This is a genomic window from Kosakonia sp. H7A, from assembly GCF_003028445.1.
Classification (GTDB): Bacteria; Pseudomonadota; Gammaproteobacteria; order Enterobacterales; family Enterobacteriaceae; genus Kosakonia; species Kosakonia radicincitans.
Window position 1 is genome coordinate 1 of the sequence record NZ_PYTZ01000013.1, and the last position, 25,193, is coordinate 25,193.

Genomic DNA, 25,193 nt, shown 5'->3' on the forward strand with positions numbered 1-25,193 from the left:
TTGCTTATATCTGTCCTGGATAATCGCCTTTTGTTCTGGTGTGTAGTAGATGCGAGTTCTTCGTTTCATGGCAACGTCCCCCTTCGATTAAGGATAGCGTTGCATCGACCTGTTGAACTCACAGCCAAGAGCGGACATTCCTAACCTATGGTGAATTAAAATATGTGAGCATGTCAGTCGTGGTAAATGACTGGCTCAATATCCGTTTAAAGTTTTATCCCTCTGAGTCGATAAGGTAAGGATCAACAAAAACGCAAGGTGATGCGCATGTATGGAAAACTGGTCATTACGGGAATAATGGTAACGTTGTTGAGTGGATGTACGGCGGGGTTTAGGCCTTCGCTGGAAGACTATAAAGGTTCAGATGCAGCGCGGATTCGTGCTGCATCTGATGGCAATACAGCTCTTCAATTTTACGAAAAACAGGCAAGTGGTTGTTATAAAAAAGTTTTAGAGCGCCGGGTTACTGCTGGTCTGGCTATTGTCGGTATTCCTGTCACAGGAAATAAAAAAATTGGAATGCCCGAGTCATCTAACAACAACGGCGTTTTCATCAATGAATTTACTATCAAGCCAGGGCAACTGGTGACGGTAATTCATTACTGGACCCAATCTGGATACAATCAAAATACAGAACGATCTGCCTCCTATAGATTCATTCCTCAGCCAAATCATGATTACGATATCATCGTTACCGGCTCAGAATTTTCCGGAGATAGCGTATCGGTAAAAGATTTGGATAAAAGCGCTAATATAGTGAGTTGGGAAGGCAAATACTGCCCCTCTGGTATGTTCGATTAATTGCATGACGCAGGCCTCTGTCTGTACGAACAAGAATCTGGTTTAAGCCCACCCAGTGGGTTTTTTCATGCGGTGCAGCGAACGAACAAAAAGGGACAGAATTAGCGGCGTGTCCAGCAAATGTCTGACGGGACAAAACGACGCCCCCAGTGTGCCAGGAGCGGAAGCTCATGCTATACATTCAAGTCCAAGAAGCAAGGAACTGCCTCATTAAATAAAGTTAATGGTGTAATCAGTTATGAGTCATAAATTGCGTAATGGCTTCAACTACCCCTGGAGCCAGTGGTAGAGATGCATTTGTATAAGCTGAATTATTCTCATACCTGTCGTCCGAGTTAACTTCTTTAAGAACGTGGTTTACATCTGGTAAAAGGACAAGGGTTGATTTCGTATTCGCTGACTTAAGCTTTCGGGCATCATTTTCTGTTACCTGGAGATCACGTTGCCCCTGTAATATAAGTACAGGTTTCGTAATACGGGCTATTAGATAGCTTGGGTTAAAGGAAAAAATATCTATAAGAAAACCTTGAACTGCTGGATGAAATATCCTTTGCAAAGCGGGGTGCATGTCCTGAACATTGGTACGTCTATTCTGCTCTAACTCATTGATAACGAAGAGTGCATCATCCAGCAGGACTGCATTTTCCGGATTGGACATAAACTGAGATCTTAACACTTCCCCCAGAGGGCGCGATGGTGTTGCAACCAGAATTAAACCATATACATCAGGTTCCCCCGCCGCGGCCAATGCAACGATGCCCCCCTCACTGTGACCGAGAAGCCAGATACACGGGCTTTCCAGATGTTGTTTCAATACCGTTATCCAGGAGCGAACATCTTCAACATAATCATTGATTGTCACAGCGTTTGCGTCCGTTACCGCCGCTGAGCTGGCAAACATTCCACGCTTGTCCACTCGCAACGTTGCGATGCCTTTTAACGCCAGATTTTCCGCAATAAGTCGATAAGTTGAAGCATTAACGCCAAGCGGATTATTGCCGTCCCGGTCAGTTGGCCCGGAACCCGGAATAATCAGAATGACATTTTCTGGATTCGGGCATGGGCTAAGTAGAGTGCCTTTGAGGGAGCCTTGCGGGCCTGGCGCCTCCAGAAATGTTTCATATGTATTGTTATGCATAGTTAAATGAACCATATAAATTATCTGTATGATAAATTACAGACTACATCATTTTAAGGTTTCAAATACATGGACTAAGCTATAGATATCCACTGTTATTTTTTCTTTATAATAAATCGAGCTTTTATTTAAAGCCTATGACGACATAATATGCCTTTCATATTGTCCTGGCATTAAGAATTGTAATGCCAAATTGTCACTGAATTTTGTTCAACTAACTCACGCAGAGTTCAAAAACGTCTGCTGTTCGCTCACAGCGGACCTTAAACTTCATTATGTTAAGAAGGTGACTGAACTCACTCGGCCTCGTAAGGAGCGTGAATAACGCCGTCGTAATTCCTGTGTTTCTCTCTGCCGTTCCGCGAGTGCATGTTTTGCTGCGCGTGATGCCCATTCATCAGATTGGTCCAGGTGTTCAATCTCGGCTTCTGCTATCGGCGTGACACGGATCAGCGGAACTGAGCCAAAAGGTAAATTATCAATCCTGCGGTCATCAAGGCTGAGAATGATTCGGGTCAATGGGTGATATTCGTCTGTAAGCGTACAAAACAGGATTGCGCCATATTTTTCAACATCGTCAGCAACCTGATACCCATCTGCAACGAGATCGCCCAGACTAATCAAGAGAGAAGCCCAGTCATCCATCGGGTGGCTGATGGTAGTATAAGCGTCTAATTCCATGAAAAGTTCGCAGCCTACGCCATTTTCCGGGTCAGCAATGCCGGCCCAGGGCGTCGAGAGTCCATCGGTGGCCAGCGTAAATGTCGTTTTGCTCTTAATGTTGAGCACTCGACGATGGGGCCCGAACCAGTTCGTCTGGTTGTGTACGTTTGCGTCATCTCGTTCAGCTATAAAGTCATCTGAGACACTGCCATACCTTTCCCAAAAGGCTCGTCTTGCCATAGAGGCGGCCTCATAAATCGGGTCTTGAGGGCCGCGCGGCACGATTGTCTTATCGAACAGTGTATCAACTGTAACGCGCCCGCGTATTAACGGTATTTTAGATCTTGTCCAGCGAACGATGACCTTATTAAAAGGCTGTAAATGTGATGCTTCAAGTTTCTCGACAACCTCCCGGACCGTTCGAAGGGCGTGGTTCCCCTCTGCAATGTGACTCCCATCTGCATACATGTAGCCTCCAGTTAGTGAGGAGACGCCAGCCTGTTCGGTTATAAAGAACCATTCTCCGTTCACAGCGCCAACGGGTGCCTTGCCTAAGGCCGGGCGTAAGTCTCTTGCCGCATCAGCGTTTGAATATGCTGTCATGTCTGTCCTTTAGCTTCACGTCTTAGGTATCTTTTGTAGTTTACATTCCAAGCCCTGCGCGCCAAAGTGGCGCGCAGGTAGTCGAGAACATGAATGAATGGCGACTGTTTATAAAAATACTCTCGTGGATGCAAAAGTACCAACGTCCGATTCTCGCTCACAGCGGACATCGATCTTCGCGCCGCTCCGCTTAGTGCCAAAGCAGACATTGATAACATTGAGATATGTTAATTTATGGGAAACAGGTCACAAACGGTAGCCAGATCGACCACTGATATTAAAAGCAATAATCAATTGGGTCAGTTAGCTAGGAAGTACAAAACAGGGGGGGGAAATCAAATTCAAGTGAATTCTATACTACATGATGCTGATTATGCTGGTCTTAATGAGGCACTGAAAGGCCGAAACCTGCAAGCTCTTTGGTGGGCAACAGAAGCGTTCTCTGCTGATTATGTTAGCAGAGTGGAAGTTTTCTTTAGTGTGCTGGAACGCCTTTTACGAGAAAAAATCAGGCTGGCTAAGCACGGTAATTTCCTTGAAGGAAGTGTTGATGAGCAGGTTGAGCGTTTCAGACGGGCGTTCCCCCTGACAGAACCCGAGATGGAGGATGGTATCTGGTTCTTTGATGAGGCATGTCCGGGGGGCGCAGTTTGGGTACTCGAGGATGGTTCACTTGAGTGGACTTAAATGTTATTGCCTTCATGGTAATTGCATCGGCATGAATAATTACCACCACAACTGCCGCGATACAGGCGGTCGCGCGCGGCGATATCAAATCTGTGCTGGCCGGGGCTGCGGCGCCGTATATTGCAGGGGGGACCTGCTCCCGTTAATTAACATAAACTGATTTAGCAGCATTCGCTCGTGCCAAGGGCGGACGTGACCAAAATCATCCTTTGTTAAATAAAGGGGAACAGGTCAGTTGGACTATTGATATACGGAATAGTCAAAAATCAGTGAATTAGGGAATAAGTATACGGGTGTGGAGATTAAATTTAAATGATTAGTGAGCTAAGTGAAAAGGAATATAAGGAACTGGCAGATGCGGCTGAGGGCCAAACTCTTGATGCAATTTTATGTTATGCAGTACCAGATCCCTGTCCACCTGGCTTTAGTTTTAGTGAACGAAGAGAATTATTTTTTTTGGTATTAAAACGGCTTTTGAATGATGGACGAATTAGACTTGCCAAGCATGGTAAGTTCCTTGAAGGAAGTGTTGAGGAGCAGGTTGAACGTTTCAGACGGGCGTTCCCCCTGACAGAATCCGAGATGGAGGATGGTATCTGGTTCTTTGATGAGGCATGTCCGGGAGGAGCAGTCTGGGTACTTGAGGATGGTTCACTGGAGTGGACCTAAATGTTATTGCCTTCATAGCAATTGCATCGGCATGAATAATCACCACCGCAACTGCCGCGATGCAGGTGCTGGCCGGGGCTGCGGCGCCGTATTTTGCAGGGGCGGCTACGGGTGAACTGGCCGGGATAATTGCCCTCGACGCGTGGGACATAAAATTTGTCAGGGTCACTTGAGACTAACGTGATCGGAATATTAACCCGCTGTATCCTGACCAAATTGTTTTTGATATCACTAATGCAAAATGTTTTGCGTCGTTGAAAAGAAGGAATTCGGATAATATGTCTAAAATTAAATTTGAACTGAGTCGTGGAAGCGACGTATTACGTGATGGCATGTTTCTGGAATTATCTGTCAGCGAGACATCTCCTTTACGGCAAATTGCTGAGGTTTTCTATTCTGACGTTACTCACGAATTCTTTTTGACCTGCTACGAAGAGAATATCCCTCTGGAAGCAGTGGAAAAACTGATTTCGGAGGCGAGGATATCTCTCCCGCCAGTAAAGCAAGAGCAATCCAAGTAGCACAGACCACATATCAATGTCTGCTCATCGCTCATTGCAGACCTCACATCCCCAAATTTCACCATCTCCATACCATAAGTGAAGCCTTCTTACGCCTGGGAATGAATTCTGGAGGAGCAGGTCAAGACGTCATTTATTTCTGCCCAGGACTACGAATTGACGTGCTCGCGACAGTAAAGACGTTTCCAGCCTGTGGGCGTCAGCCCGGTCAGTTTACGGAAGATCTGCCGAAAGTAACTGGTGTCATTGAATCCGCACTGGCTAGCGACTTCGGTTAGCGACAGCGAATTATTGATCAGCAACTTCTCCGCCATCAGTACGCGCTGGCGATGAATAGCTTCTGTCAGCGTCAGACGAAAAACACGGCGGTAGACGCGTCCCAGATAATCTGCGTTGCAGTGCAACTCCTTTGCCAGCGAAGACGTGGTGATCGGCAAATGGAATTGGGTGCGAATGAGCTGATGGGCCTTCCACGCCAGCGCCATTCCAGGGCTGTCATTGGTGCTTTCCTGCGGGCCGGGGGCGGCAATTTGTTGCAAGATCAGCAGCAAAATACACTCCATCGCCACGTTGCGGCGAATATTTTCCTGCTCGCTGAGAAACTGGCGAAACAGGGAAATGACATACTGTGGATCGCTCACCCGTGTATATTGGGGGACGCTCAGCAGCGCAGCATACCCCCTTTCTTCGGCCACGCCTTGCAGCCAGTCAAAATGCAGCCAGTAGAATTTGAGATCGGCTGGAAAAGCGCCCTCGCCCACATGGCGATGCCCCGGGCGCAGCAGCAAACTCTCGCCCGCCTGTACAATAAACAGGTGATCGTCTTCACGGATTTGCAGCTCTCCGCGCTCCACAAAGATGACTTCCCATGAGGTCAGCGTGCGCGCGGGATGGCTCCCTATCCCGCGAGAAATGAACAATCCGCCATTTTGCACACGAACCGGAAACGCTATGGATAATTCAAGCATCGATAATCAATTTTCCGCTTTTTAAGTCATATTAATAGACCTTTCCATTTGATTATTAATCAAAAAATAGTTTACTGCCCGATCCAGCTCACACTTTATTAAACAGGTCGGAATCGCTCTCTTTTTATACTTTTCCCTTCTCTTGTTGAGCGCCGTATTCCGGGCAAAATAAATCCGTACCTGAAAATAAGCCCGTCCTGATGCGGGCAATGGACTCTGACCCTGATGAGGAGTTTATTATGACTGCTAGCCCGATTACGCAAACCGAACTGACGCAGCAGGACGCGAGCGATGCCCTTTCCCTGCGCGAGAAAATCGGTTACGGGCTGGGTGACGCCGGTGGCACGGTAATCACCTGCCTGATCATGAATTTCCTGACATTTTTCTACACCGATGTATTTGGTCTTACCCCGGCGCTGGTCGGGACGCTGTTTATGGCGTTGCGTGTGTTTGATGCAGTGTCCGATCCGATTATGGGCATTATGGCTGACCGTACGCAGAGCCGCTGGGGACGTTTCCGTCCATGGCAACTGTGGATTGCGGTGCCGATTGGCGTGATCGGCGTTCTGACCTTTACCACACCTGACGTCAGCATGAACATGAAGATCGTCTGGGCGTTCGGTACCTATCTGTTGCTTTCCGTCAGCTATACCGCGATCAACGTGCCCTATTGCGCACTGATCAACACCATGACCAGCCGCCACAGCGAAGTGATTGCCTGCCAGTCCTGGCGCTTTGTGCTGTGCGGCGTGGCGGGTTTTTTGGTCTCTGTGGGCCTGCCCTGGCTGGTATCTGTACTGGGCAAAGGCAACACCGCGCAGGGTTATCAACTGGGCGTCGGGCTTCTGTGTAGCGTGGCGGTGGTGATGTTTCTGTGCTGTTTTTTCTGGGTACGCGAGCGCGTCTCACTGGACAGCCTGGGGAAATTTACCCTGCGTGAGCATCTGGCTGGGTTGCGCCGAAATGACCAGCTACTGCTGATGCTGCTGATGTCGTTCCTGCTGATCAATGTGTTCAACATTCGGGGTGGAGGCTATATGTACTTCATCACCTATGTCTTGCAGGGCAGTACTGCTTACACCTCGCTGTTTTTTACCATGGTGACGTTTGCCTCGATTCTTGGCTCGGTGCTGGTCAGCCCGCTTTCCAAACGCGTGGATACCGTCAGATTGTATTACTGGACCAACATCGTCCTGGCTGCGCTGGCAATCGTGATGTGGTTCTTGCCTACAAGCCCGGCGTGGCAGACCTTCTGGCTGGTGGTGATTTTTGGCAACGGTATTATTCTCGGCTTCACCCTGCCGCTGCATTTTGCATTGATGGCTTTCGCCGATGACTACGGTGAGTGGAAAACCCGCGTGCGCTCCTCGGGGATGAACTTCGCCTTTAATCTCTTCTGCATCAAACTGGCCTGGGCCTCAAGCGCCGGGATCATCAGCCTGGTGTTTATCTTTGTCGCTTATCACCCAGGCGCAGGGCACCAGACGACGGCATCGCTGCATGGCATTACCAGCATGGAAACCCTGCTGCCTGCTTTATTCCACTTGCTGCTGGCGTTCACTATTCTCGCCTGCAAACTCAACAATCCACTCATGGCGCGCATAGCCAGCGAGTTGCGTGTTCGCCATGCTCCGGTCTGAGGAGAACATTATGTCTGTGATGGAAGTCGATCTGCATAAGCTGAAAATTAACGATCCCTTTCTGGGTCAGTATCAGCAACTGGTAAGGGATGTCGTCATTCCTTATCAATGGGATGCGCTGAACGATCGGATCGCCGAGGCGGATCCCAGCCATGCAATTGAAAATTTCCGTATCGCCGCCGGGCTACAGCAGGGAGAATTTTACGGCATGGTGTTTCAGGACAGTGACGTGGCGAAGTGGCTGGAAGCCGTCGCCTGGTCGCTGTGCCAACAACCGGATGCGGAACTGGAAAAAACCGCCGATGAGGTGATTGAACTGGTGGCTGCCGCCCAGTGTGAAGACGGCTATCTCAACACCTATTTCACCGTCAAAGCCCCCAGCGAGCGCTGGACTAACCTTGCGGAATGTCATGAGCTGTATTGCGCCGGGCATATGATCGAGGCCGGAGTGGCCTTCTTTCAGGCCACTGGTAAGCGCCGTCTGTTAGAGGTGGTGTGTAAACTTGCCGACCATATCGACAGCGTGTTCGGGCCTGGTGAGACACAGTTGCACGGTTATCCCGGGCATCCCGAAATCGAGCTGGCGCTAATGCGCCTGCATGACGTAACGCAGGAGCCGCGTTATCTGGCGCTGGTGAATTACTTCGTCGAGCAGCGCGGAACGCAGCCGCATTTTTACGATATCGAATATGAAAAGCGTGGCAAAACATCTTACTGGAACACCTATGGCCCGGCGTGGATGGTAAAGGACAAAGCCTACAGCCAGGCGCATCAACCCATTGCCGGGCAGCAAACCGCTATCGGTCACGCGGTACGTTTTGTTTATTTGATGACCGGCGTGGCGCACCTGGCCCGGCTCAGCAATGATGAGGCGAAACGGCAAGACTGCCTGCGTTTATGGCATAACATGGCCCAGCGCCAGCTCTATATTACGGGCGGTATCGGTTCGCAAAGCAGCGGTGAAGCGTTCAGCAGCGATTACGATTTGCCGAACGACAGCGTGTATGCCGAAAGCTGCGCGTCCATTGGCCTGATGATGTTCGCCCGCCGTATGCTGGAGATGGAAGCGGACAGCCAGTATGCCGATGTGATGGAACGAGCGCTGTATAACACCGTGCTGGGCGGCATGGCGCTGGATGGTAAACACTTCTTTTACGTTAACCCGCTGGAGGTTCACCCGAAAACGCTCCGCTTTAATCATATCTATGATCACGTTAAACCGGTTCGCCAGCGCTGGTTCGGTTGCGCCTGCTGCCCCCCTAATATCGCGCGTTTGCTGACCTCGCTCGGTCATTACATTTATACCCCACACCAGGATGCGCTCTATATCAACCTTTATGTCGGCAACAGCATTGAAGTGCCCGTCGGGGATAAGGTTCTGCGGCTGCGTGTCAGCGGTAATTTCCCGTGGCAGGAAAAGGTGATGATTGCGGTTGAGTCGCCGTTGCCGGTGCAGCATACCCTTGCTTTACGCATGCCTGACTGGTGCGATGCGCCACAGGTCACGCTCAACGGCGTTGCGGTGGAAAAAGCGGTTCACAAAGGTTACCTGCATATTCACCGACTCTGGCAGGAAGGCGATACGTTAACCCTGACCTTGCCGATGCCGGTACGTCGAATATACGGTAATCCGCTGGTGCGGCACGTTGCCGGAAAAGTGGCGATTCAGCGGGGGCCACTGGTGTATTGCCTTGAACAGGCCGATAACGGTGAGGAACTGCATAACCTGTGGTTACCGCAAACCGCAACCTTCAAAACGACTGAAGGCAAGGGCCTGTTCTCGCACAAAGTTTTAATTCAGGCCGAGGGCATTAAACGCACGTCAGCGAATCCCGAACAAGCGTTGCTCTGGCACTATGACCATTCGCCATCAACCAGGCAGCCGCAGACATTAACCTTTATTCCGTGGTTTTGCTGGGCCAACAGAGGAGAAGGAGAGATGAGGATCTGGGTCAACGAAGAGTAAATCTTCTTTCCGCCGCCAGATTCAGTGGCGGTTTCATGATAGGCGGTAACATTATTATCCGCAGCGGTCTGATTTTTATGGGGGCAACTGCGGATGATTACCTGCGGGCCTTTGATGAGAAAACTGGCAAAGAGTCTTTGGACAACCTTAGCGCCGGGTTCCTTAAAGGAGTGACACCGTTCTACACTCCGCTATGTTATGAGCAAAAATGGTGAACCAGGTATCATGAAGCCATAGCCGTTGTTGTCGCTGTGCTTACGTATGTAGCTGACAGGGAAAAGAGCAATACTGCACCAATCCCGCAGAGCGTGCGCTGCGAATTCTGCACAGATCTCCCCCTGAGAAAAAACGCGCCAGGACGCTTCCCGGCGCGTCTCACACCTGAGGCGACTGTAAACATGACGCTGAATCAGTTTATTTCAACGGCAAATAGATATCCGTGAGTAATTCATGTTCCGCTACCTCATGCACAAAGTTGTGGTAATGAAAGAAAAGCGGGAAGTCGCGAAGTTCCTCGCCACTCTCAGGCAACCAGTCACGATACAGAGTTTTAGCCAACCCGGTTAATGCATCATGCGATCCCTGATGGCGCAACACCGCACATCGACCAGCAGGGATGTCACTATTTATCACCCCGAAGCGATTGTCCTCCGCAATGGGTGACGTTACTGTCCCGCAAATATGGAACTCAAATTCATCGGGCGGTGTTAAGTCCGGATCGTGTGGTGCAATACCGTATGTCTGGCTGCTGGCAACAGGCGAATAACCCGTGGTTTTTCGCCATTCAATAAAGCGGGCCGCAGTTTCGTTTATTAGCTCCGGTTGTCCATAATGAGTCAGCATTGCGACTGATGTCGCGGGAAAATGGATGATCTTGATCTGGCCTTGCATCGTTTGTCTCCTGGCTTTATAAGGTTCGGATATGCGCTTATGCCAATCGACCCAAGGGGGCTGCTGGCGAAATTGCGTCGGTGAGAGACCAAACATTTGTCTGAAAGCACGGCTAAATGATTCAGAATGCTGGAAACCGGCGTCGAACGCGATATCAGTGATTTTCTCTAACGGATTAAAAGCCAGCCGATAAGATGCGCGTTTTAAGCGCATCATCTGGATGTAACGACCAGGTGGCATCCCACAATAACTACAAAACTGACGATGGAAGTGAAATGGCGAGAAGTGAGCCACTTCACTGAGTTTCTCCAGTAATAATGTGTCATCGAGATGACAGTCAATATAATCAAAGACCTGTTTAAAACGTCTGGCGTAACTATCGGTTTTGTTATCACACATGGCTTCCTCCGTGCTGCTTAATATGCTCGAAGGCGATTCAGTTTGCCTGACCGATCTTGCCCAAAGAACGTCCGCAGAAACATTGACGAATAAAAACGTGCCAGAGCGCGTTTGAGCCGCTTATTGCAGCTTTTCCATAGATGGCTGTTTGATGAGTTGTGGCCTCACGTTGCCGGATAATGCCTGAGCACTGAGATATTCAGGATTCACACAGCCATCCTTCTTCCCAGACAGCTAAGATGCCAGCGTTTTCCATTACTACTCAGTTGCGTCATGCTTAGCGGTTGAATATCAAGCAGTTGAAAAGAACTGGCAGGCGCATCGAGCAATTGAATCACTATCGCCCTGATAACCGTAGAGGAAACAATCGCACACTGACACCCTCGCTCTGCAACTCTCAGCGAGAGCCACCTTCCTGTGCGCGCCATTACTTGCACAATATTTTCTCCTCCCGGTGGCGCGTCCCCGGAAAGCCAACACTGAAATGCGCCATGCTCCTGCTCAATAACCTTTTTAATCGGGATGCCCGCCCAACGGCCATATCCGGGTTCAGCGAGTTCCGCAACGGACTCACCACACAGCCCTAGCGCAGATGTTGTCTGCCGTGCAGGTAGATCCGGAGCGGTCCAGACTTTACTGAATGGCCCGACGCACTCCTTTAGCTGACGCAGTTGGTTCACGGAAGTTTCGGTAAGAGGATCGTCAAACGGGAACCGCGAGTTCCTGTTTGCCAGGGTTTCCCCCTGGCAAATCAGTTGCATCACGAAGGCCATGCCGTCAGCATCCTTCGGCCGGATAACGATGCCCGGGCTTGCGCAGCGTCCTTTCGGCAAATGTGCCAAACAATAGCCCCGTTGCGCACCACATCGTTAACTGAGTGCCGAAAGCACTCAGGCGAAAACGCCACAGCAGATCGGCGGAGAAACCCTCCGGAACCTCATTCACTGCGGGCATCAGCATGCAGATAGCAATCAGCATCGCCAGCCCCACCAGCCCTCCCCACAGCGCGGCATTCCACCCGCCCAGCTTCTGTCTCAGTTGATGGGCGCTCCAGGCTGCGGTCACGACAATCACCACGGAAACCAGCAACATGCTGAAGTAGAGCGCAGTCCGATAGCCAATTGTTGAAGGATCTCCCACCGCAGGAGGGTTAGGAGGATATTTCAGCCCCGGAATCATGCTCATTATCAGGAACCCGCCCAGCGACAATGACAGCGCCAGCGCTCTTGCTCCTCGCGGTCCTGTGCGTTGCCAGCACAACGACCAGACAAGGGCCAGAGCACCACCCATCGCCGCACTGAAGAGGATCATTCCGCTCAGCAGACCCGCACCAGACTGTGTTTTCCGGCTAAAAACTTCGCCGCCAGCGTCACCCTCGTGGTGATGCCCACCTTCCCCACTTAACTGCTTGTGGGAAAGGGTTTCTTCAAATGAAATCGCACTATCGACCTGCGGCTCCCCGAAGAAACGGGCGAAGCTAAAGGCGATAATGCCGGCGAGGAGCCCGGCCATCATCCCCTGTAACAGCAGTTTTCCCGTCATGGTTTTATCCTCAGTGGCAGGGGAATCCCAGCAGATGCCGGGCATCATGGAAGTATTCGTGTACCTGATTGCCGGAAAAAACGGCAGTGGCCCCCTGCTCTGCCCCGATAAAATAGACAGACAGCATCACCATCAGCGTGATAAATGCAATCCACGGCAATATGGCATTAAGCGGAATCGGCGCCTGCACGACTTCGATTTTATTAACGGTATGTTCCATTTTTCTTCCTCATAACGGGCTGTGGATAATATTCATGGTTTCATTCTGGCGGATGCCGGGCTGACCGCCACGGGAACACGAAGAGCCGGATGGTGATGATTATGGGCTGGCGCGCAGGTCGCGCTGGCCAGTACAACCGGCATCCCGTGCGGAGTATTCAGATAAGCCTGACGCCATTCATTGGTTCGCCGGGTAATATCTTCCTTTCCTGTCAGTTCCAGCGACAGGAGCATTTTTTCTGCGGCTGAGACCCACTGCCGGTAATAGGCGTCGTTGATGCTTTCGCCTTTCTGAAGCGGGCTGGCTTTTATTTCCGTGCTGAAAACATCCACCCACGCCTTCCAGCTGAACTGCCCGGCCTGATGAAGATAAACGATCAGCGAAAAAACCTGCGCCTGCCACGGATGTTCAAATGGGGCGCTCTCTTCAACAGAGGGAGCAGAGATTGTCCGGATTTCTGAACTCATAGCGCCTCCAGATAGTCGTCCCACAGATCAATTCGCACTGTGTCTTTAGGCGGTGCTTTCTCGCCCCATAGCTCAGTTGCGGCAAAGCTCACGCTGTAAACATGCTGAGGATGTTCGCCCAGGTCATGGGCCGCTGTATCCGGGGTGATAAATACGCCATGGTCAATCACAATCGTACCGATTTTGCCACGGGCATAGCGCGGCAGGCGGGTATGCCCGGCAGGATTGATATTTTTGGTTCTGACCAGGTCGCCAGGCTTAAAGCTGGCCGGCACATCCATCGCTACCCGTGCAGATCCCCCGGTACTGACAACCGCCTGCACCATATCCAGACGCAGCACCGGTGTTTCCGGCGAGGCTGCCAGCGGCTTAACCGCACCGGAAAGCTCATCCGCAGTAATAACACCCCTCTCAAGCAGAAGTGTTTCGAAAGCATGCATCCAGTGTTCGTAGTAGCTCTCTTCGAGATAATGCGCCGGTTTCATGCGCTCAATGGCATGCCGGAACATATCAACGTTGAAGTGACCTCCAACGAACAGAGAGGCAAAAAGCGAAAAGGTACGCCTCTCCCATTCATGATGGAAAGGAGGCTCGTTTTCTTCAGTGATGACGGCGCCCATACCATGCATGCCGCCCAGATCGTGTATCCCGTTCATCTGATTCTCCAAAAAAGTTGAAAGAAATACCGTGTGTTACTTATCACCCGGCTGGAGTGCCACACCCGTACCAATCATGGAATCACGGGTTACCAGTTCGACCAGTTGCTCTTCACTCCAGCCCTCAGTCCCGGCAGGTCTTTCCGGCAGAACCAGATAGCGCAACTCAGCGCTGCTGTCCCACACCCGAATTTCCCTGTCCTCGCTGATGTTGAGACCAAACTCGGCCAGAACACCGCGGGGCTCAATGACAATACGCGATCGGTATGGAGCTGATTTGTACCAGGCAGGAGGAAGGCCAAGTGTTGGCCAGGGATAACATGAGCAAAGCGTACAGACCGTTACGTTATGAACCTCGGGAGTATTTTCAACCACCATCATGTCTTCCCCCTGCACACCTGAAAAACCCAGTTCCGCAATGGCCCCGGTACCATCGGCAAGAAGACGAGCCTTATAATCAGGGTCGGTCCAGGCTTTTGCCACGACAAGCGCGCCGTTCCTCGGACCAATTCGGTGTTCATACGTGTCGATAAGCTCATCCAGCGCAGCGGGATCTACGAGGCCTTTTTCTGTCAGCAGGGACTCCAGCGCCTTCACGCGAAGCGCAATTTCCTCAGGTGGTTCAGTATGGTCATGAGGGTGTTCGTGGTCGTGTGCCATGTTAAGTCTCCGGAAAGTTTAATGTCATTGCCGGGCTCCTGGTCCGGCGGTATCGCCCTGAACAGACGGGCTACAAACGTTTACATCTCCTGCCAGTTACCACTCGCTTCCAGCGCGGCGGCGGCCTGATAGATAGTGCTTTCAGCGTAGTGCCGCCCAATCAGCATCATGCCCACCGGTAGCCCGTCAACCAGCCCGCAGGGCACAGACATGGCCGGATGGCCTGTCACGTCCTGTGCTGACGTGTTGCCAATCATCTCGAATGCTCTGGAGATATACTCGGTAATTGAACAACCCGCTTCTGGCAGCGGCTGGGCCGTCACCGGAACTGTCGGCATGACTAAAAGATCGAAATCACCGAACGCGCGGTCATAGTCCGCCCGGGCCCGACGGGCCAGGTTCTGTGCCTTCGCGTAATAACGTCCCTTATAGCGCGTCAGTCCATACTGGCCGATGAGCATGCAGATTTTGAGAGAGGGAGAAAGTGTGTCCGCGCTGTCACGCCAGGCCGCATGTTTGTCCAGCAGGGATATGTCGTAGAGTCCTTCCCAGTTAAAACCCATCCCATTGCCATGCATCATCTGCATGGTGAGCCCTTCACAACCAATAGGTGACCACAGCGCGGCGGCAAGCTGATGACCGGGCACAGAGACTTCCCCAACGACTGCGCCAAGACTTTCCAGCCGCGCCACCGCGCTACGGACCTTTTCAGCAAGCAGGGGCTGGAGATTGGGCAACTGGAATCCTTCCGTTACCACCCCGATTTTCAGCCCCCTGACCCCTTTATCAAGTGCCGCGGTATAGTTGCCCCCCCGCGAGGTGTACTGCCGCGGATCAAGCCCGTCCGGTCCAGCCATTACCTCCAGCATCAGAGCATTGTCCTTCACAGTTGCGGTAATCGGCCCGGCATGATCGAGGGTGGCTTCAATTGGCATAATTCCGGTATAGGGAACCAACCCATGGGTCGGCTTCATGCCGTAAGCGCCACAAAAAGCGGCCGGAATACGGATGGAGCCTCCCTGGTCGCAGCCTATCGCCATATCCACTTCCCCGGCGGCAACCAGCGCCGCACTACCCGATGAAGAGCCTCCCGCGCTGTACCCTCTGCGCCAGGGATTATGTACCGGAGCGGGATCTGACGTATGGCTGCCGCCTGAGAGGCAGAAATGTTCACAGGTGGCTTTACCAAGAATGGTGGCACCGGCATCAAGGAGACGCGTTACCACGGTGGCATCAAAAGCGGGTACATGGCCCTCAAGCGATGTTGCGCCGTTCATCATCGGGACGCCGGCCAGGGAAATATTGTCCTTAAGCACCACGGTTTTCCCTGCAAGCCTGCCTTCCGGTGTCCCCTGCACCTCGCTTTTGTAATACCAGGCATTCAGCGGATTTTCTTCGCCCTCAGGGCGGTATCCTTTTTTACGCGGATATTCAACTGAGGGGATCTCATCCCTTAGCCCGTCAATCAGGTCGTAGGCGTCGAGATTGGGCTGCATAAGGGCAAGATATTCTGCCGCCTCACTCTCAGAAATCTGCATATGAAGCTCTCTTGCAATCTGCTGCAACTGGCTGGCGTCGGGACGTTCAATGGACATATTTATTCCTTCTATCAAGAATGACTGACTGGATCCTGATCTGAACATATCGCACTGGCACTGCCTCGACCTGGCTGAGACGGACAGTGACATGGTCAGGAAGGACAGCGTCAGAAAACGCGTGCATAGCGGAGATTTAGCCTGAAATTCTCTTCTGCGCCGTTTTCTACGCGCAGGTCCCTGCCCAGCTGTATCTGGAACTGATCGCGGGGGGTAACAAATTTCGTGGCTGTGATACGGACGTTAGTGGTCTGTGCCGGGTTATCTTGCTTGTCACCGTCAATAGTGGTTTCACCGCCCCAGGTCTGACCAAAACCCAGGCCGAACGCCAGGGTAGGATCGGGCATGTAACGTCCCATAATCTGGGCTGCCCATGCATTGTCCTGCTGAAGGCGGGATGAGGTGGGCCCGTAATCGTTATTGTCACCGTACCAGATGGCGTCGCCGACCACGTCCAGCGCCCATTTATCAGTGAAATATTTCACCCAGGCCGCCTGCAGGTCGACTTTCCAGCGGTTCTCCCCCAGATTTAGCGCATCGTTGTGGTCATAATTGCCGCTCGGCACATAGAGATAGGGAGCAAAGCCGAAAATATCGCCCCCACTGTTAAGTTTTACCTTCAAAGGCACGGTAAGGATCAGGTCACCGGTACCGCTCGCTGAGCCGAGAGAAGACGCGTCGCCACCGCCTGATATCCGGCCAAAAGGCAGCAGGAATTGCGGGTCGAGCGTAGCTGACTCACTGATCTGCAACGTGTGTAGCAGGCGCAGCATGCCAATATCAGAGGTCAGGTTGTAGTCAGAGCTGATTTTGTCACCGCGGGAGTGCGCAGAACCGGTTGAAGCATGCTGATAATAAAGTAGCCCCACGGTGGTGCCGTCGGGAAATTGACTATAGTCGCCGGGAGCTACCTCAACGGCGAGTGCAGGCGCAGAACCAAGCAGTATGGCGGGCAGGAAAAAGCGTAGTGCGTGCATAATTTATCCCCGGAGAATTAAGTGATAGTCGTGTTGTTCAGCGTTGAGCATCACGCAGCATCCCGGTCATCGGATGGCAGTTGATATATTCGAAGGTCTGAAACCGGGCATCTGAAACAGAAACCTCGTGGTAAAGCCGCAGTTTCTGCAATCCGGTTACCACCCGGAAAAAGGTGGTGAAGATGCGAAGATGTGTGGGATGTGATTCCGCCCAGCGCTCGAGCCGGTCAAGTGAACGCCAGAAGCCGATATCGTAGGCAATATCCAGCAGATTTCCGTTGATATCCACGTTACGAACAAAGCGGTTGCTGTAACAACCCAGCGACTGACCTTCATCCCGAAGAAAATCCATACCCGCCTGCAAAGGAGGGAGCATTTCTGTGAAGTAAAGCTGACGTTCTGGCTCTTCCGCTTCCATCCAGTCCTGCCCTGAACGAATGAGCGTAATGTTGTCATGTCCTTGCACTACAACCCTGCCGCCAGCATCAGGATCGCCAGAAATAATGCGCAGTTCATTGTCAGGCTGCATCCAGTCATTCTGGGATGCAGGGATGCGGTCACGCACAGACCCCCAGTAACCATGTTCCTGGATCTCACCACTGATATTATCCATCACCGCGCCGACGCCCGGCAGATCATCCTTAAAGGCATACAGAGTCTCAAACTGTTCTGCCCGCGGGGCGATAATTTCGCGGAAATAACCGACGCCATCCTGCAGACGCTCATCTGAAGACCACCAGTTTTCGATCTCCGGCTGACGGACCCAGCGACAGTACGCAGCCGGAACCCGCCAGTACCCCACCACGATGAAATTACCGTAGCCCTGGTTGTCGGTATGAAAAGAGATGTCATGATTGCCGGGCCCGTTACTCAGGCTAAAGGTCGATACTATGTGCTGCATTGCCCGGACCGCGTTCTCACGATCCTCTTCACGAAATTGCACCCCCAGATAAGCCATAACGACCTGTGTCAGATCATCGCTGGCCCGTCCGACAAACATAGGGAAAGGTGGCTGATAGCCGTCGTGAACCCGGCGTGAAAGTGTGCGGGGGCATTGCAGGTGTTTATCAATGGCAGATTCCATAAAGTCTCCCGGATATAGAGTTTCAGCGATGGGTAAATTCCCTACTGATACTCAGGGAGAAAACTACGGGATACCTGGCTCAACCGGACATTCGCATGGTCAGGAAGGACACATCGATATTTATCATTGCGGGGGAGTCGTGATGAAATAAAACAGTGCAGCTTTGCCCGTTAATAGTGCACCGCCTCACGTTTAACACATCTGAATATATACATTACCCATGAAATATCTCTCAAAATTGTCATGGCGCAAATATTGCCTTCAGTTTGAAATAATTCATTCTGCTATGAGGTGTCGCCGTGAACAGTCATTCCACTTCCCGGGATATACGCTATTCCACCGAGCATGTTTCAGCGCATCACCGTTTCGAATACTGGAATGATGTTATTCTTCGTCACTGCATTCCTTCGGATGGTAAACCGCTCGCTGATGGCAGTTTTGACGGAGAACTTGCCGTAAGAGAAGTGGGGCTGGTGGATGTATGCACTCTCACTTCAACGCTTCACCACTGGGAGAGAAAACCACGCCATCTGAGAACAGGACCGGACGACGATTTATGGCTCGGTTATTTTCGGGGAGGATATGGACAACTGGAACAGGGAGGACGAAAAGCATGTCTGTCGTCCAATGATTTAGTTCTTTATGATGCGGCACAAACGTTTCGCTTCAGTCTGGGGGGCGAAAATAACCATCTCATACGAATACCCCGGCATCTGCTCGCAGGAAAAGTCCCCGCCAGCGAGACCCTGACCGCCACTATTCTTGATGATACCCGTCCGGGTATTATTCCGCTGCGTGAGATGATTAGCCAGGCAGCTCAAACGCCTGTGCTGATGAGTAATCCGGCTGTGGCCAGTCGCTTTTCACAAACGATGCTGGATCTACTGATTCTGAGCCTGGAGTTGCAGGATCATAATACAGCGGCTTCAGAACGCGATTTATATGCAAAAATGAGAAGCTATATCAGCAGAAATCTGACTAACCCTGAGCTTAGCGTAGAGAATATTGCTGTCGCTCATCACGTATCCGTGCGTACCGTTACCCGGACCTTTGCCCGCCATCAGAAAACGCCAGCAGCCGTTATCTGGCAAGAGCGACTTCAGGCCAGCCGTGATGCACTTGAACAGGGGCGAGTGCGCAGCGTATCTGAGGCGGCGCTTGAGTACGGATTCTCTGATTTTACTCATTTCAGCCATGCATTCCGTAAAGCATTTGGCGTCACACCGAGCTCGGTCATGAAACAACAACGTCAGTTTTTTATACTGGACTGACTCCGCCCGGTCGTGAGAACAGAAAACAACCAGAATCTATGATCTCATTCATCATTCCAACAGCGGCTTCTGCACCTTCAATTTCTTTTTTTTCTATCTCACTGCCATTGCTTTCAAAATTAATTCCTTTTCGTTCATTCCCTGTAAGCACACCCGTTTTAGTTCCACGCACTTTTTGAGGTTTCCAGGGGTTCAGCCATCAGCCGGTACTCTTCCGGCGTCAGGTTATTCAGGGGTTCATAAGCCGTTCGCTGTTATCGTTCCGCCAGCCAGCTTTCCGTGATTTCCCGCGCTTCATTCAGGGTTCTGAACAGATAAAAATTCAGAATTTCTGTCCGGTACGTCCGGTTAAACCGTTCGATAAAAGCATTCTGCGTTAGCTTTCCCGGTTTCACGGCAGACATCCTTAACGGTACGTTCGGCTTCAACAGACTTCAGAACGGCAATGAACTGATGTCTGGTGAATCGGGCTTTACGCATGGTGATCTCCTCAGGAGGAGATAATCTGTATGCCGGAAGATCGCTAAAAGTGAATGGGCCGGTTTGCAGGGATGCTTACAGGTAGATCTGAGAAGAGTTTGAAATGGTGCCGATAATAGGAGTCGAACCTACGACCTTCGCATTACGAATGCGCTGCTCTACCAACTGAGCTATATCGGCCCTGCGATGCGTTCACGAATGTGAATCACGGAGTAGAAGGTTAAAACTAAGCGAGTGATGCGTCAATGCCCTTGGGAATCAAACGGCTACTTTTGCACCACCCTGCTTCATTTGTGCGCGGTGGAGCGTGCTGTCGCAGGTAGATTGCTGGCATTTCCAGCACTCGCACCGTTTCTGTGTACCGTCATCGCGACCCTGTTTTAGCCAGGTTAAATGAACTAAAAGTATGAACAGATATATTTATATAATTTACGCAAATTATTCGTGAGTTTATTATAAATATTGCTCATCAATTATAAGTATCATTTCATTTAAAGCCGTTGTTTAAGTAAAGATAATTCTCTTAATTCACTACATTCTTATATATTAAGTAGAATCCTATAAAACATTTAAATAGGTTAAGACGATATCCCCTTATTTCTACACTTCTTTTTATTCATCAGCATGATTAGCCACATAAAAGCGCTGTATTCAACCTATATGAAGTCTTCCTTTGCTGATTGAGTAAAGTATTATATATGGGTTATTACCCCATTACGCTTAGTTGTATTCCTCGAGACACAAGGACGCTTTATGCTCTCATCTTTTCGGAATCGAATATTATTTATCGTGGTCGCAATTCTGGTGCTATCACTTTCTTTGAACACCGCAATTAACTATTTTATCAGTAATAATGCGACGACAAAGTCCATCAACTCAACCCTGACTTCCTTAGCGGAAAGTAACACTACAACAATAGAACAGTGGGTTACCACGCGAATTGCGCAAATATCAAATCTTACACCTTACGTTAATCACCCGGACCCGGTAGCACTGCTTAAGCAAGTTGCCGCAGCCGGAAACTTCTTAAATGTCGACATTGCATTTACTGACAAGCATGTTTTATCTTCCGACCCTTCAGGTATTCCTGAAGGATATGATCCTACCAGCCGGCCATGGTATATCGAGGCTAACAATGCCAGAACAACCATCATTACTGAGCCTTATCAGGATATTTCTTCCCGACGTTTGACGATGACTATCGCCACGCCTGCTTTCAACAATAATGCATTGCAAGCGGTAATCGAAGGCGATATTGCGATGGATGAAATTATTAAAAATGTCCGGGCGATACATCCAACGCCACGCAGTTTTGGCATGCTTATCGATGCGCAAGGGCAAATCATTGCGCATCCCAATGATGATCTCACCATGAAGCAGCTAAGTTCTGTCAGCCCGAATCTTAATTTATCCAAACTACTCGCTTCCGCTACTCCAGTTGAAGCAAGCATTTCCGGGGCAGATGCCTATCTGCTGGCTCGCCCGATTAAAGGTACGGCGTGGTATATCGTTGTAGCGATTGATAAAAACGAAGTCAGAAGCGGGATGAATACCTTACTGCAAACATCAGCCATTTCGCTGCTTGTCCTGATCTGTTTATCTGTGCTGACCGTCGGCTACATTACGCAGAAGAGCGTTGCGCCCCTGATTAAGATCCGTGAAGCGATGGACGAGTTCTTCTCTTCCGATAAAGGCGATCTGACGCAACGTTTACCGGTACACGGCAAAGATGAAATCGCACAAATCGCCATAGCCTTCAACGGCTTCACCGACAAACTGGTCGAAGCGATGACCAGCATCCGCAACAATAGCGGGCAGGTACGCGCCGCGGCGATAGAAATGTCATCACGAAACGATGACCTGGCTCTGCGCACGGAAGAGTCTGCTGCCAGCCTGCAACAGACGTCAGTATCGCTTGAGGAGATCTCTGCCAGCGTAGCCCACTCGTCGGCCACCTCTCGCGAGGCGAATACGGCCGCCGTTGACGCGGCAAGTGACGCACAGCAAGGCATTGATTCTGTTCATTATCTCATTAAGACAATGAAAGAGATTGAAGCCGCATCGTCGCAAATTAGCGTGATTACCAGCGTTATCAACGGTATCGCTTTCCAGACGAACATCCTGGCGCTCAATGCCTCGGTAGAAGCGGCGCGCGCTGGCGAACAGGGGCGTGGATTTGCCGTTGTCGCCAATGAAGTGCGGCAGTTGGCCAGCCGTAGCGCAGAGGCGGCGAAAGAGATCAGCAACCTCATCGATACCACGGTAAGCAGCGTCGCCTCTGGCGTACAGCAAGTAGATAATACCAGTACGACGATGCAAAAAATCGTCGGTAGCGTCTCCTCAGTAACCACCATGATTGCTGAAATCAGCCTGGCGACAGAGGAACAAACCAAAGGCATCAATGAAATCAGCAAAGCAGTGACGCAACTCGAAACCACCGTGCAGCGTAACGTGCAATTGACGGAAGAGTCCAAAAGCACCGCTTCAGGGCTGTTGCAGCAGGCAAACGAGCTTATGGATGCCATCCGGCGCTATAAAATGTAAGGCTTCGCGCCTGTAAACAGGCCGATTGTTGAAGTTATTCGCGAGAGGAATTTGCAGGCGCGCAGAAAGAGTCAGAACCAGAAATAACCAACGGGCGGTACATCCCATTCTGATGTACCGCCCGTTTTATTTATGCGCGAACGGTATTGTCGCCAAAACCAATCCACTTATAAGTGGTCAGCGCTTCTAAGCCCATCGGGCCGCGCGCGTGCAGTTTCTGCGTGCTGACAGCCACTTCCGCGCCAAGGCCAAACTGACCGCCATCGGTAAAGCGCGTGGAGGCGTTCACATACACCGCCGAAGAATCCACTTCATTGATAAAGCGATCCGCATTGCGCAGCGAACGGGTCAGGATCGCGTCGGAGTGCTGTGTGCCGTGCTGGCGAATATGATCGATAGCCGCATCGAGATCGGCCACGATTTTCACATTCAGATCCAGCGACAGAAACTCGTCGTCGTACTGCTCCGCTTTCACTGCTTCCACTTTTGCCGGGCCGTTTTTCAGCAGCACCAGCGCCTGTTCATCGGCGTGGAGCGTCACGCCGCTTTCCGCCATCTGTTTGCTCAGCGCAGGCAGGAAAGTCGCGGCAATCCCCTGATGCACCAGCAGGGTTTCGACGGTGTTGCAGGTGCTTGGGCGCTGCGTTTTGGCATTGACGATCACCTTCAGCGCCGGTTCGATCTCGGCAGACTCATCCACCACGATATGACAGACGCCAATACCACCGGTGATGACCGGGATCGTTGACTGCTCGCGGCACAGCTTGTGCAGGCCAGCGCCGCCGCGCGGAATCAGCATGTCGATGTATTTATCCATGCGCAGCATTTGATTGACCAGTTCGCGCTCCGGGCTTTCAATCGCCTGTACCGCACCGGCAGGCAGGCCGCACTCTTCCAGCGCCTGTTGAATCACTTTTACCGTGGCCGCATTGGTGCGCCAGGTTTCTTTGCCACCGCGCAGGATTGCCGCATTACCGGTTTTCAGGCACAGCGAAGCCACATCAACGGTCACGTTCGGGCGCGCTTCATAAATCACGCCGATAACGCCCAGCGGGACGCGACGGCGCTCAATGCGCAGGCCGCTGTCCAGCAAACCGCCGTCGATCACCTGGCCGACCGGATCGGCCAGTTTGCAAACCTGACGAACATCGTCGGCGATCCCTTTTAAGCGCGCCGGGTTCAGCGCCAGACGGTCGAGCATCGCTTCGCTCAGGCCGTTACGGCGGGCTTCCAGCAGATCCTGTTCATTCGCCAGCAGGATCTCTTGCGACTGCGCTTCCAGATAATCGGCGATTTTTTCCAGCACGCGATTTTTCTCGCGGCTGGAGAGCAATGCCAGTTTGTATGATGCTGCTTTCGCAGCAATGCCCATTTGTTCCAGCATACTTCTGCTCCTTAACGGGTAATCATGTCGTCGCGGTGAACGGCGACAGGGCCATATTCATAGCCCAGAATGGCATCGATTTGCTGCGAGTGATGCCCGGCAATACGGCGCAGCGCATCGCTGTTATAGCGGGTAACGCCATGGGCAATATCGCGCCCCTGCAAATTACAGATGCGGATCACTTCACCACGGGAGAAGTTGCCTGTCACGCTTTTAATGCCTTTCGGCAACAGTGAACTGCCACGTTCAAGGATCGCGGCGGTAGCGCCTTCATCAACGGCGATCTCACCCGCTGGCGGTGCACCGAAGATCCAGCGTTTGCGGTTTTCCAGCGGCGAAGCTTGCGCGTGGAAACGCGTTCCCACGGAGATCCCCTCCATCACATCTCCAATCACGCCCGGTTTGCTGCCTGCGGCGATAATAGTGTCGATCCCGGCGCGGCAGGCGACATCGGCAGCCTGCAATTTGGTGCCCATTCCGCCAGTGCCAAGGCCAGAAACGCTATCGCCCGCAATCGCGCGCAGGGCATCATCGATACCGTAAACATCTGTAATCAGTTCCGCATCCGGGTTGTTACGCGGATCCGCAGTGAACAGCCCCTGCTGATCGGTCAGCAGCAGCAGTTTATCCGCACCGGCCAGAATCGCTGCCAGCGCAGAAAGGTTATCGTTGTCGCCGACTTTGATTTCCGCCGTCGCGACCGCGTCATTCTCGTTAATCACCGGCACGATATTGTTATCAAGCAGCGCACGCAGCGTGTCGCGAGCGTTAAGGAAGCGCTCTCTGTCTTCCATATCCGCGCGGGTCAGCAACATCTGCCCGACGTGAATACCGTAAATAGAAAACAGCTGTTCCCATAACTGAATCAAACGGCTCTGCCCGACCGCCGCCAGCAACTGTTTCGAAGCGATGGTGGCTGGTAATTCCGGGTAGCCCAGGTGTTCGCGCCCGGCGGCAATCGCCCCGGAAGTCACAATTACAATACGATGCCCGGCGGCGTGCTGCTGCGCGCACTGGCGCACCAGTTCCACAATATGGGCGCGGTTCAGGCGGCGGGAACCGCCCGTTAAAACACTGGTGCCGAGTTTTACCACCAGCGTCTGGCTGTCACTCATGATTCTCTGCCGTTTTTAAGAAAAAATAAGAAATATCGATAGTCGTCAGACGTTGTAACAGGAGTCGCGGCGATTGCCAACCGTCAGTGCAATCAGGCCACTTTTTTGTTGCGCGGGATCAGCAAGCGTAACGGTAAATTTTGACGTTTTTATTGCAAACACACTAAAACACAACTTTTTAAAATTATTCTCAATTTGTCATAAATATTTAATTTCAGAGCGATAAAACCCTTCCTGTTTTTCACGGGGCAT

At 51.5% G+C, this 25,193-nt stretch carries 26 protein-coding genes, 1 tRNA gene and 1 pseudogene; 9 read left to right on the forward strand and 19 right to left on the reverse strand.

Annotated elements, in window-relative coordinates; translation table 11 throughout:
• Positions 1–267: 267 nt before the first annotated feature.
• Positions 268–801 (forward strand): hypothetical protein, encoded by a 534-nt coding sequence (locus tag CWM66_RS25605; RefSeq protein ID WP_107147582.1) that lies wholly within the window; start codon positions 268–270, stop codon positions 799–801.
• Between the two features lie 232 nt (positions 802–1,033).
• Here CWM66_RS25605 and CWM66_RS25610 read toward each other — a convergent pair whose 3' ends face one another.
• Together CWM66_RS25610 and CWM66_RS25615 are read right to left on the reverse strand one after the other, a co-directional pair.
• Complete coding sequence (locus CWM66_RS25610; RefSeq protein ID WP_107147584.1) at positions 1,034–1,954, reverse strand: alpha/beta hydrolase; 921 nt, start codon at positions 1,952–1,954, stop codon at positions 1,034–1,036.
• A 258-nt stretch (positions 1,955–2,212) separates the two neighbouring features.
• On the reverse strand, positions 2,213–3,205 hold the full coding sequence (locus CWM66_RS25615; protein ID WP_233218431.1) for a hypothetical protein: 993 nt from the start codon (positions 3,203–3,205) through the stop codon (positions 2,213–2,215).
• Between the two features lie 408 nt (positions 3,206–3,613).
• Here CWM66_RS25615 and CWM66_RS25620 point away from each other — a divergent pair, with 408 nt between their 5' ends.
• The 3 genes from CWM66_RS25620 (at position 3,614) to CWM66_RS25630 (ending at position 5,082) form a co-directional block, all read left to right on the forward strand.
• A complete protein-coding gene (locus tag CWM66_RS25620; protein WP_233218432.1) occupies positions 3,614–3,892 on the forward strand; it encodes a DUF596 domain-containing protein in 279 nt (92 codons plus the stop codon).
• A 312-nt stretch (positions 3,893–4,204) separates the two neighbouring features.
• Positions 4,205–4,561 carry a DUF596 domain-containing protein gene (locus CWM66_RS25625; RefSeq protein ID WP_107147586.1) on the forward strand — a complete coding sequence of 119 codons (357 nt, stop codon included), beginning with the start codon at positions 4,205–4,207 and terminating at the stop codon, positions 4,559–4,561.
• 278 nt (positions 4,562–4,839) lie between these two features.
• Entirely contained in the window at positions 4,840–5,082 is a 243-nt protein-coding gene (locus CWM66_RS25630) for a hypothetical protein (protein ID WP_047370982.1), read from the forward strand.
• A 149-nt stretch (positions 5,083–5,231) separates the two neighbouring features.
• Here CWM66_RS25630 and CWM66_RS25635 read toward each other — a convergent pair whose 3' ends face one another.
• Positions 5,232–6,050 carry an AraC family transcriptional regulator gene (locus CWM66_RS25635; protein WP_107147588.1) on the reverse strand — a complete coding sequence of 273 codons (819 nt, stop codon included), beginning with the start codon at positions 6,048–6,050 and terminating at the stop codon, positions 5,232–5,234.
• A gap of 239 nt (positions 6,051–6,289) precedes the next feature.
• Between CWM66_RS25635 and CWM66_RS25640 the strand changes: the two genes are divergently transcribed.
• The 3 genes from CWM66_RS25640 to CWM66_RS25650 are packed head-to-tail and all read left to right on the forward strand — an operon-like array spanning position 6,290 to position 9,871.
• Positions 6,290–7,690 (forward strand): MFS transporter, encoded by a 1,401-nt coding sequence (locus CWM66_RS25640; protein ID WP_007373340.1) that lies wholly within the window; start codon positions 6,290–6,292, stop codon positions 7,688–7,690.
• A 10-nt stretch (positions 7,691–7,700) separates the two neighbouring features.
• Positions 7,701–9,656, forward strand: coding sequence for a glycoside hydrolase family 127 protein (locus CWM66_RS25645; RefSeq protein ID WP_035889448.1), 1,956 nt, complete (start codon positions 7,701–7,703; stop codon positions 9,654–9,656).
• 35 nt (positions 9,657–9,691) lie between these two features.
• Positions 9,692–9,871 (forward strand): hypothetical protein, encoded by a 180-nt coding sequence (locus CWM66_RS25650; RefSeq protein WP_071920263.1) that lies wholly within the window; start codon positions 9,692–9,694, stop codon positions 9,869–9,871.
• A 199-nt stretch (positions 9,872–10,070) separates the two neighbouring features.
• On the opposite strand, the gene CWM66_RS25655 is transcribed toward CWM66_RS25650, so the two are convergent.
• From CWM66_RS25655 to CWM66_RS25700, 10 genes are all read right to left on the reverse strand, one after another.
• Positions 10,071–10,946, reverse strand: coding sequence for a GyrI-like domain-containing protein (locus tag CWM66_RS25655; RefSeq protein ID WP_007373337.1), 876 nt, complete (start codon positions 10,944–10,946; stop codon positions 10,071–10,073).
• Positions 10,947–11,152: 206 nt separating this feature from the next.
• On the reverse strand, positions 11,153–11,719 hold the full coding sequence (locus CWM66_RS25660) for a histidine phosphatase family protein (protein WP_035889449.1): 567 nt from the start codon (positions 11,717–11,719) through the stop codon (positions 11,153–11,155).
• Positions 11,720–11,723: 4 nt separating this feature from the next.
• Complete coding sequence (locus CWM66_RS25665) at positions 11,724–12,488, reverse strand: CbtA family protein (RefSeq protein ID WP_107147597.1); 765 nt, start codon at positions 12,486–12,488, stop codon at positions 11,724–11,726.
• A gap of 10 nt (positions 12,489–12,498) precedes the next feature.
• Positions 12,499–12,708, reverse strand: coding sequence for a CbtB-domain containing protein (locus CWM66_RS25670; RefSeq protein ID WP_035889452.1), 210 nt, complete (start codon positions 12,706–12,708; stop codon positions 12,499–12,501).
• Between the two features lie 32 nt (positions 12,709–12,740).
• On the reverse strand, positions 12,741–13,175 hold the full coding sequence (locus tag CWM66_RS25675; RefSeq protein WP_107147599.1) for a nitrile hydratase accessory protein: 435 nt from the start codon (positions 13,173–13,175) through the stop codon (positions 12,741–12,743).
• The gene (gene nthB / locus CWM66_RS25680; RefSeq protein WP_072438063.1) at positions 13,172–13,831 is read right to left on the reverse strand and encodes a nitrile hydratase subunit beta; all 660 of its coding nucleotides are present in this window, start codon (positions 13,829–13,831) and stop codon (positions 13,172–13,174) included. The genes CWM66_RS25675 and nthB overlap by 4 nt, the downstream gene beginning before the upstream one ends.
• Before the next feature lie 36 nt (positions 13,832–13,867).
• Positions 13,868–14,491 carry a nitrile hydratase subunit alpha gene (gene nthA / locus CWM66_RS25685; protein ID WP_072438061.1) on the reverse strand — a complete coding sequence of 208 codons (624 nt, stop codon included), beginning with the start codon at positions 14,489–14,491 and terminating at the stop codon, positions 13,868–13,870.
• Positions 14,492–14,571: 80 nt separating this feature from the next.
• Positions 14,572–16,086, reverse strand: a complete 1,515-nt coding sequence (locus CWM66_RS25690; protein WP_107147601.1) for an amidase — start codon at positions 16,084–16,086, stop codon at positions 14,572–14,574.
• Between the two features lie 110 nt (positions 16,087–16,196).
• Entirely contained in the window at positions 16,197–17,063 is an 867-nt protein-coding gene (locus CWM66_RS25695) for a transporter (RefSeq protein WP_079516905.1), read from the reverse strand.
• Between the two features lie 37 nt (positions 17,064–17,100).
• Positions 17,101–18,147 (reverse strand): phenylacetaldoxime dehydratase family protein, encoded by a 1,047-nt coding sequence (locus tag CWM66_RS25700; RefSeq protein WP_007373327.1) that lies wholly within the window; start codon positions 18,145–18,147, stop codon positions 17,101–17,103.
• A 299-nt stretch (positions 18,148–18,446) separates the two neighbouring features.
• Between CWM66_RS25700 and CWM66_RS25705 the strand changes: the two genes are divergently transcribed.
• Positions 18,447–19,418, forward strand: a complete 972-nt coding sequence (locus CWM66_RS25705; RefSeq protein WP_107147603.1) for a helix-turn-helix domain-containing protein — start codon at positions 18,447–18,449, stop codon at positions 19,416–19,418.
• Here the strand turns inward: CWM66_RS25705 and CWM66_RS28830 are convergent.
• From CWM66_RS28830 to CWM66_RS25715, 4 genes and pseudogenes are all read right to left on the reverse strand, one after another.
• A complete protein-coding gene (locus CWM66_RS28830; RefSeq protein ID WP_139201273.1) occupies positions 19,405–19,590 on the reverse strand; it encodes a hypothetical protein in 186 nt (61 codons plus the stop codon). The two genes, CWM66_RS25705 and CWM66_RS28830, sit on opposite strands and share 14 nt — an antisense overlap.
• Positions 19,577–19,813, reverse strand: a pseudogene (locus tag CWM66_RS25710) (transposase); the annotation flags it as partial. The pseudogene CWM66_RS25710 and the gene CWM66_RS28830, both read right to left, overlap by 14 nt.
• On the reverse strand, positions 19,767–19,898 hold the full coding sequence (locus tag CWM66_RS29355) for a transposase (protein WP_227136066.1): 132 nt from the start codon (positions 19,896–19,898) through the stop codon (positions 19,767–19,769). The pseudogene CWM66_RS25710 and the gene CWM66_RS29355, both read right to left, overlap by 47 nt.
• A gap of 104 nt (positions 19,899–20,002) precedes the next feature.
• A tRNA-Thr gene (locus tag CWM66_RS25715) sits at positions 20,003–20,078 on the reverse strand.
• A gap of 573 nt (positions 20,079–20,651) precedes the next feature.
• Here CWM66_RS25715 and CWM66_RS25720 point away from each other — a divergent pair.
• Positions 20,652–22,442, forward strand: coding sequence for a methyl-accepting chemotaxis protein (locus CWM66_RS25720; protein ID WP_107147605.1), 1,791 nt, complete (start codon positions 20,652–20,654; stop codon positions 22,440–22,442).
• A 130-nt stretch (positions 22,443–22,572) separates the two neighbouring features.
• Here the strand turns inward: CWM66_RS25720 and proA are convergent, their stop codons facing one another.
• Both proA and proB read right to left on the reverse strand, forming a co-directional pair.
• Positions 22,573–23,826, reverse strand: coding sequence for a glutamate-5-semialdehyde dehydrogenase (gene proA / locus CWM66_RS25725; protein WP_007373322.1), 1,254 nt, complete (start codon positions 23,824–23,826; stop codon positions 22,573–22,575).
• Positions 23,827–23,837: 11 nt separating this feature from the next.
• On the reverse strand, positions 23,838–24,941 hold the full coding sequence (gene proB / locus CWM66_RS25730; protein WP_007373321.1) for a glutamate 5-kinase: 1,104 nt from the start codon (positions 24,939–24,941) through the stop codon (positions 23,838–23,840).
• Between the last annotated feature and the right edge of the window lie 252 nt (positions 24,942–25,193).

What these genes read in the sequence shown, in the direction of transcription:
- CWM66_RS25700 (WP_007373327.1), bottom strand. Translation starts at nt 18,147, where the DNA reads ATGGAATCTGCCATTGATAAACACCTGCAATGCCCCCGCACACTTTCA.
- CWM66_RS25655 (WP_007373337.1), bottom strand. Translation starts at nt 10,946, where the DNA reads ATGTGTGATAACAAAACCGATAGTTACGCCAGACGTTTTAAACAGGTC.
- nthB (WP_072438063.1), bottom strand. Translation starts at nt 13,831, where the DNA reads ATGAACGGGATACACGATCTGGGCGGCATGCATGGTATGGGCGCCGTC.
- proB (WP_007373321.1), bottom strand. Translation starts at nt 24,941, where the DNA reads ATGAGTGACAGCCAGACGCTGGTGGTAAAACTCGGCACCAGTGTTTTA.
- CWM66_RS25645 (WP_035889448.1), top strand. Translation starts at nt 7,701, where the DNA reads ATGTCTGTGATGGAAGTCGATCTGCATAAGCTGAAAATTAACGATCCC.
- CWM66_RS25675 (WP_107147599.1), bottom strand. Translation starts at nt 13,175, where the DNA reads ATGAGTTCAGAAATCCGGACAATCTCTGCTCCCTCTGTTGAAGAGAGC.
- CWM66_RS25615 (WP_233218431.1), bottom strand. Translation starts at nt 3,205, where the DNA reads ATGACAGCATATTCAAACGCTGATGCGGCAAGAGACTTACGCCCGGCC.
- CWM66_RS25720 (WP_107147605.1), top strand. Translation starts at nt 20,652, where the DNA reads ATGCTCTCATCTTTTCGGAATCGAATATTATTTATCGTGGTCGCAATT.
- CWM66_RS25690 (WP_107147601.1), bottom strand. Translation starts at nt 16,086, where the DNA reads ATGTCCATTGAACGTCCCGACGCCAGCCAGTTGCAGCAGATTGCAAGA.
- CWM66_RS25650 (WP_071920263.1), top strand. Translation starts at nt 9,692, where the DNA reads ATGATAGGCGGTAACATTATTATCCGCAGCGGTCTGATTTTTATGGGG.
- CWM66_RS25640 (WP_007373340.1), top strand. Translation starts at nt 6,290, where the DNA reads ATGACTGCTAGCCCGATTACGCAAACCGAACTGACGCAGCAGGACGCG.
- CWM66_RS25635 (WP_107147588.1), bottom strand. Translation starts at nt 6,050, where the DNA reads ATGCTTGAATTATCCATAGCGTTTCCGGTTCGTGTGCAAAATGGCGGA.
- nthA (WP_072438061.1), bottom strand. Translation starts at nt 14,491, where the DNA reads ATGGCACACGACCACGAACACCCTCATGACCATACTGAACCACCTGAG.
- CWM66_RS25670 (WP_035889452.1), bottom strand. Translation starts at nt 12,708, where the DNA reads ATGGAACATACCGTTAATAAAATCGAAGTCGTGCAGGCGCCGATTCCG.
- CWM66_RS25610 (WP_107147584.1), bottom strand. Translation starts at nt 1,954, where the DNA reads ATGGTTCATTTAACTATGCATAACAATACATATGAAACATTTCTGGAG.
- CWM66_RS25695 (WP_079516905.1), bottom strand. Translation starts at nt 17,063, where the DNA reads ATGCACGCACTACGCTTTTTCCTGCCCGCCATACTGCTTGGTTCTGCG.
- proA (WP_007373322.1), bottom strand. Translation starts at nt 23,826, where the DNA reads ATGCTGGAACAAATGGGCATTGCTGCGAAAGCAGCATCATACAAACTG.
- CWM66_RS25605 (WP_107147582.1), top strand. Translation starts at nt 268, where the DNA reads ATGTATGGAAAACTGGTCATTACGGGAATAATGGTAACGTTGTTGAGT.
- CWM66_RS25665 (WP_107147597.1), bottom strand. Translation starts at nt 12,488, where the DNA reads ATGACGGGAAAACTGCTGTTACAGGGGATGATGGCCGGGCTCCTCGCC.
- CWM66_RS25625 (WP_107147586.1), top strand. Translation starts at nt 4,205, where the DNA reads ATGATTAGTGAGCTAAGTGAAAAGGAATATAAGGAACTGGCAGATGCG.
- CWM66_RS25660 (WP_035889449.1), bottom strand. Translation starts at nt 11,719, where the DNA reads ATGGCCTTCGTGATGCAACTGATTTGCCAGGGGGAAACCCTGGCAAAC.
- CWM66_RS25630 (WP_047370982.1), top strand. Translation starts at nt 4,840, where the DNA reads ATGTCTAAAATTAAATTTGAACTGAGTCGTGGAAGCGACGTATTACGT.
- CWM66_RS29355 (WP_227136066.1), bottom strand. Translation starts at nt 19,898, where the DNA reads ATGCGTAAAGCCCGATTCACCAGACATCAGTTCATTGCCGTTCTGAAG.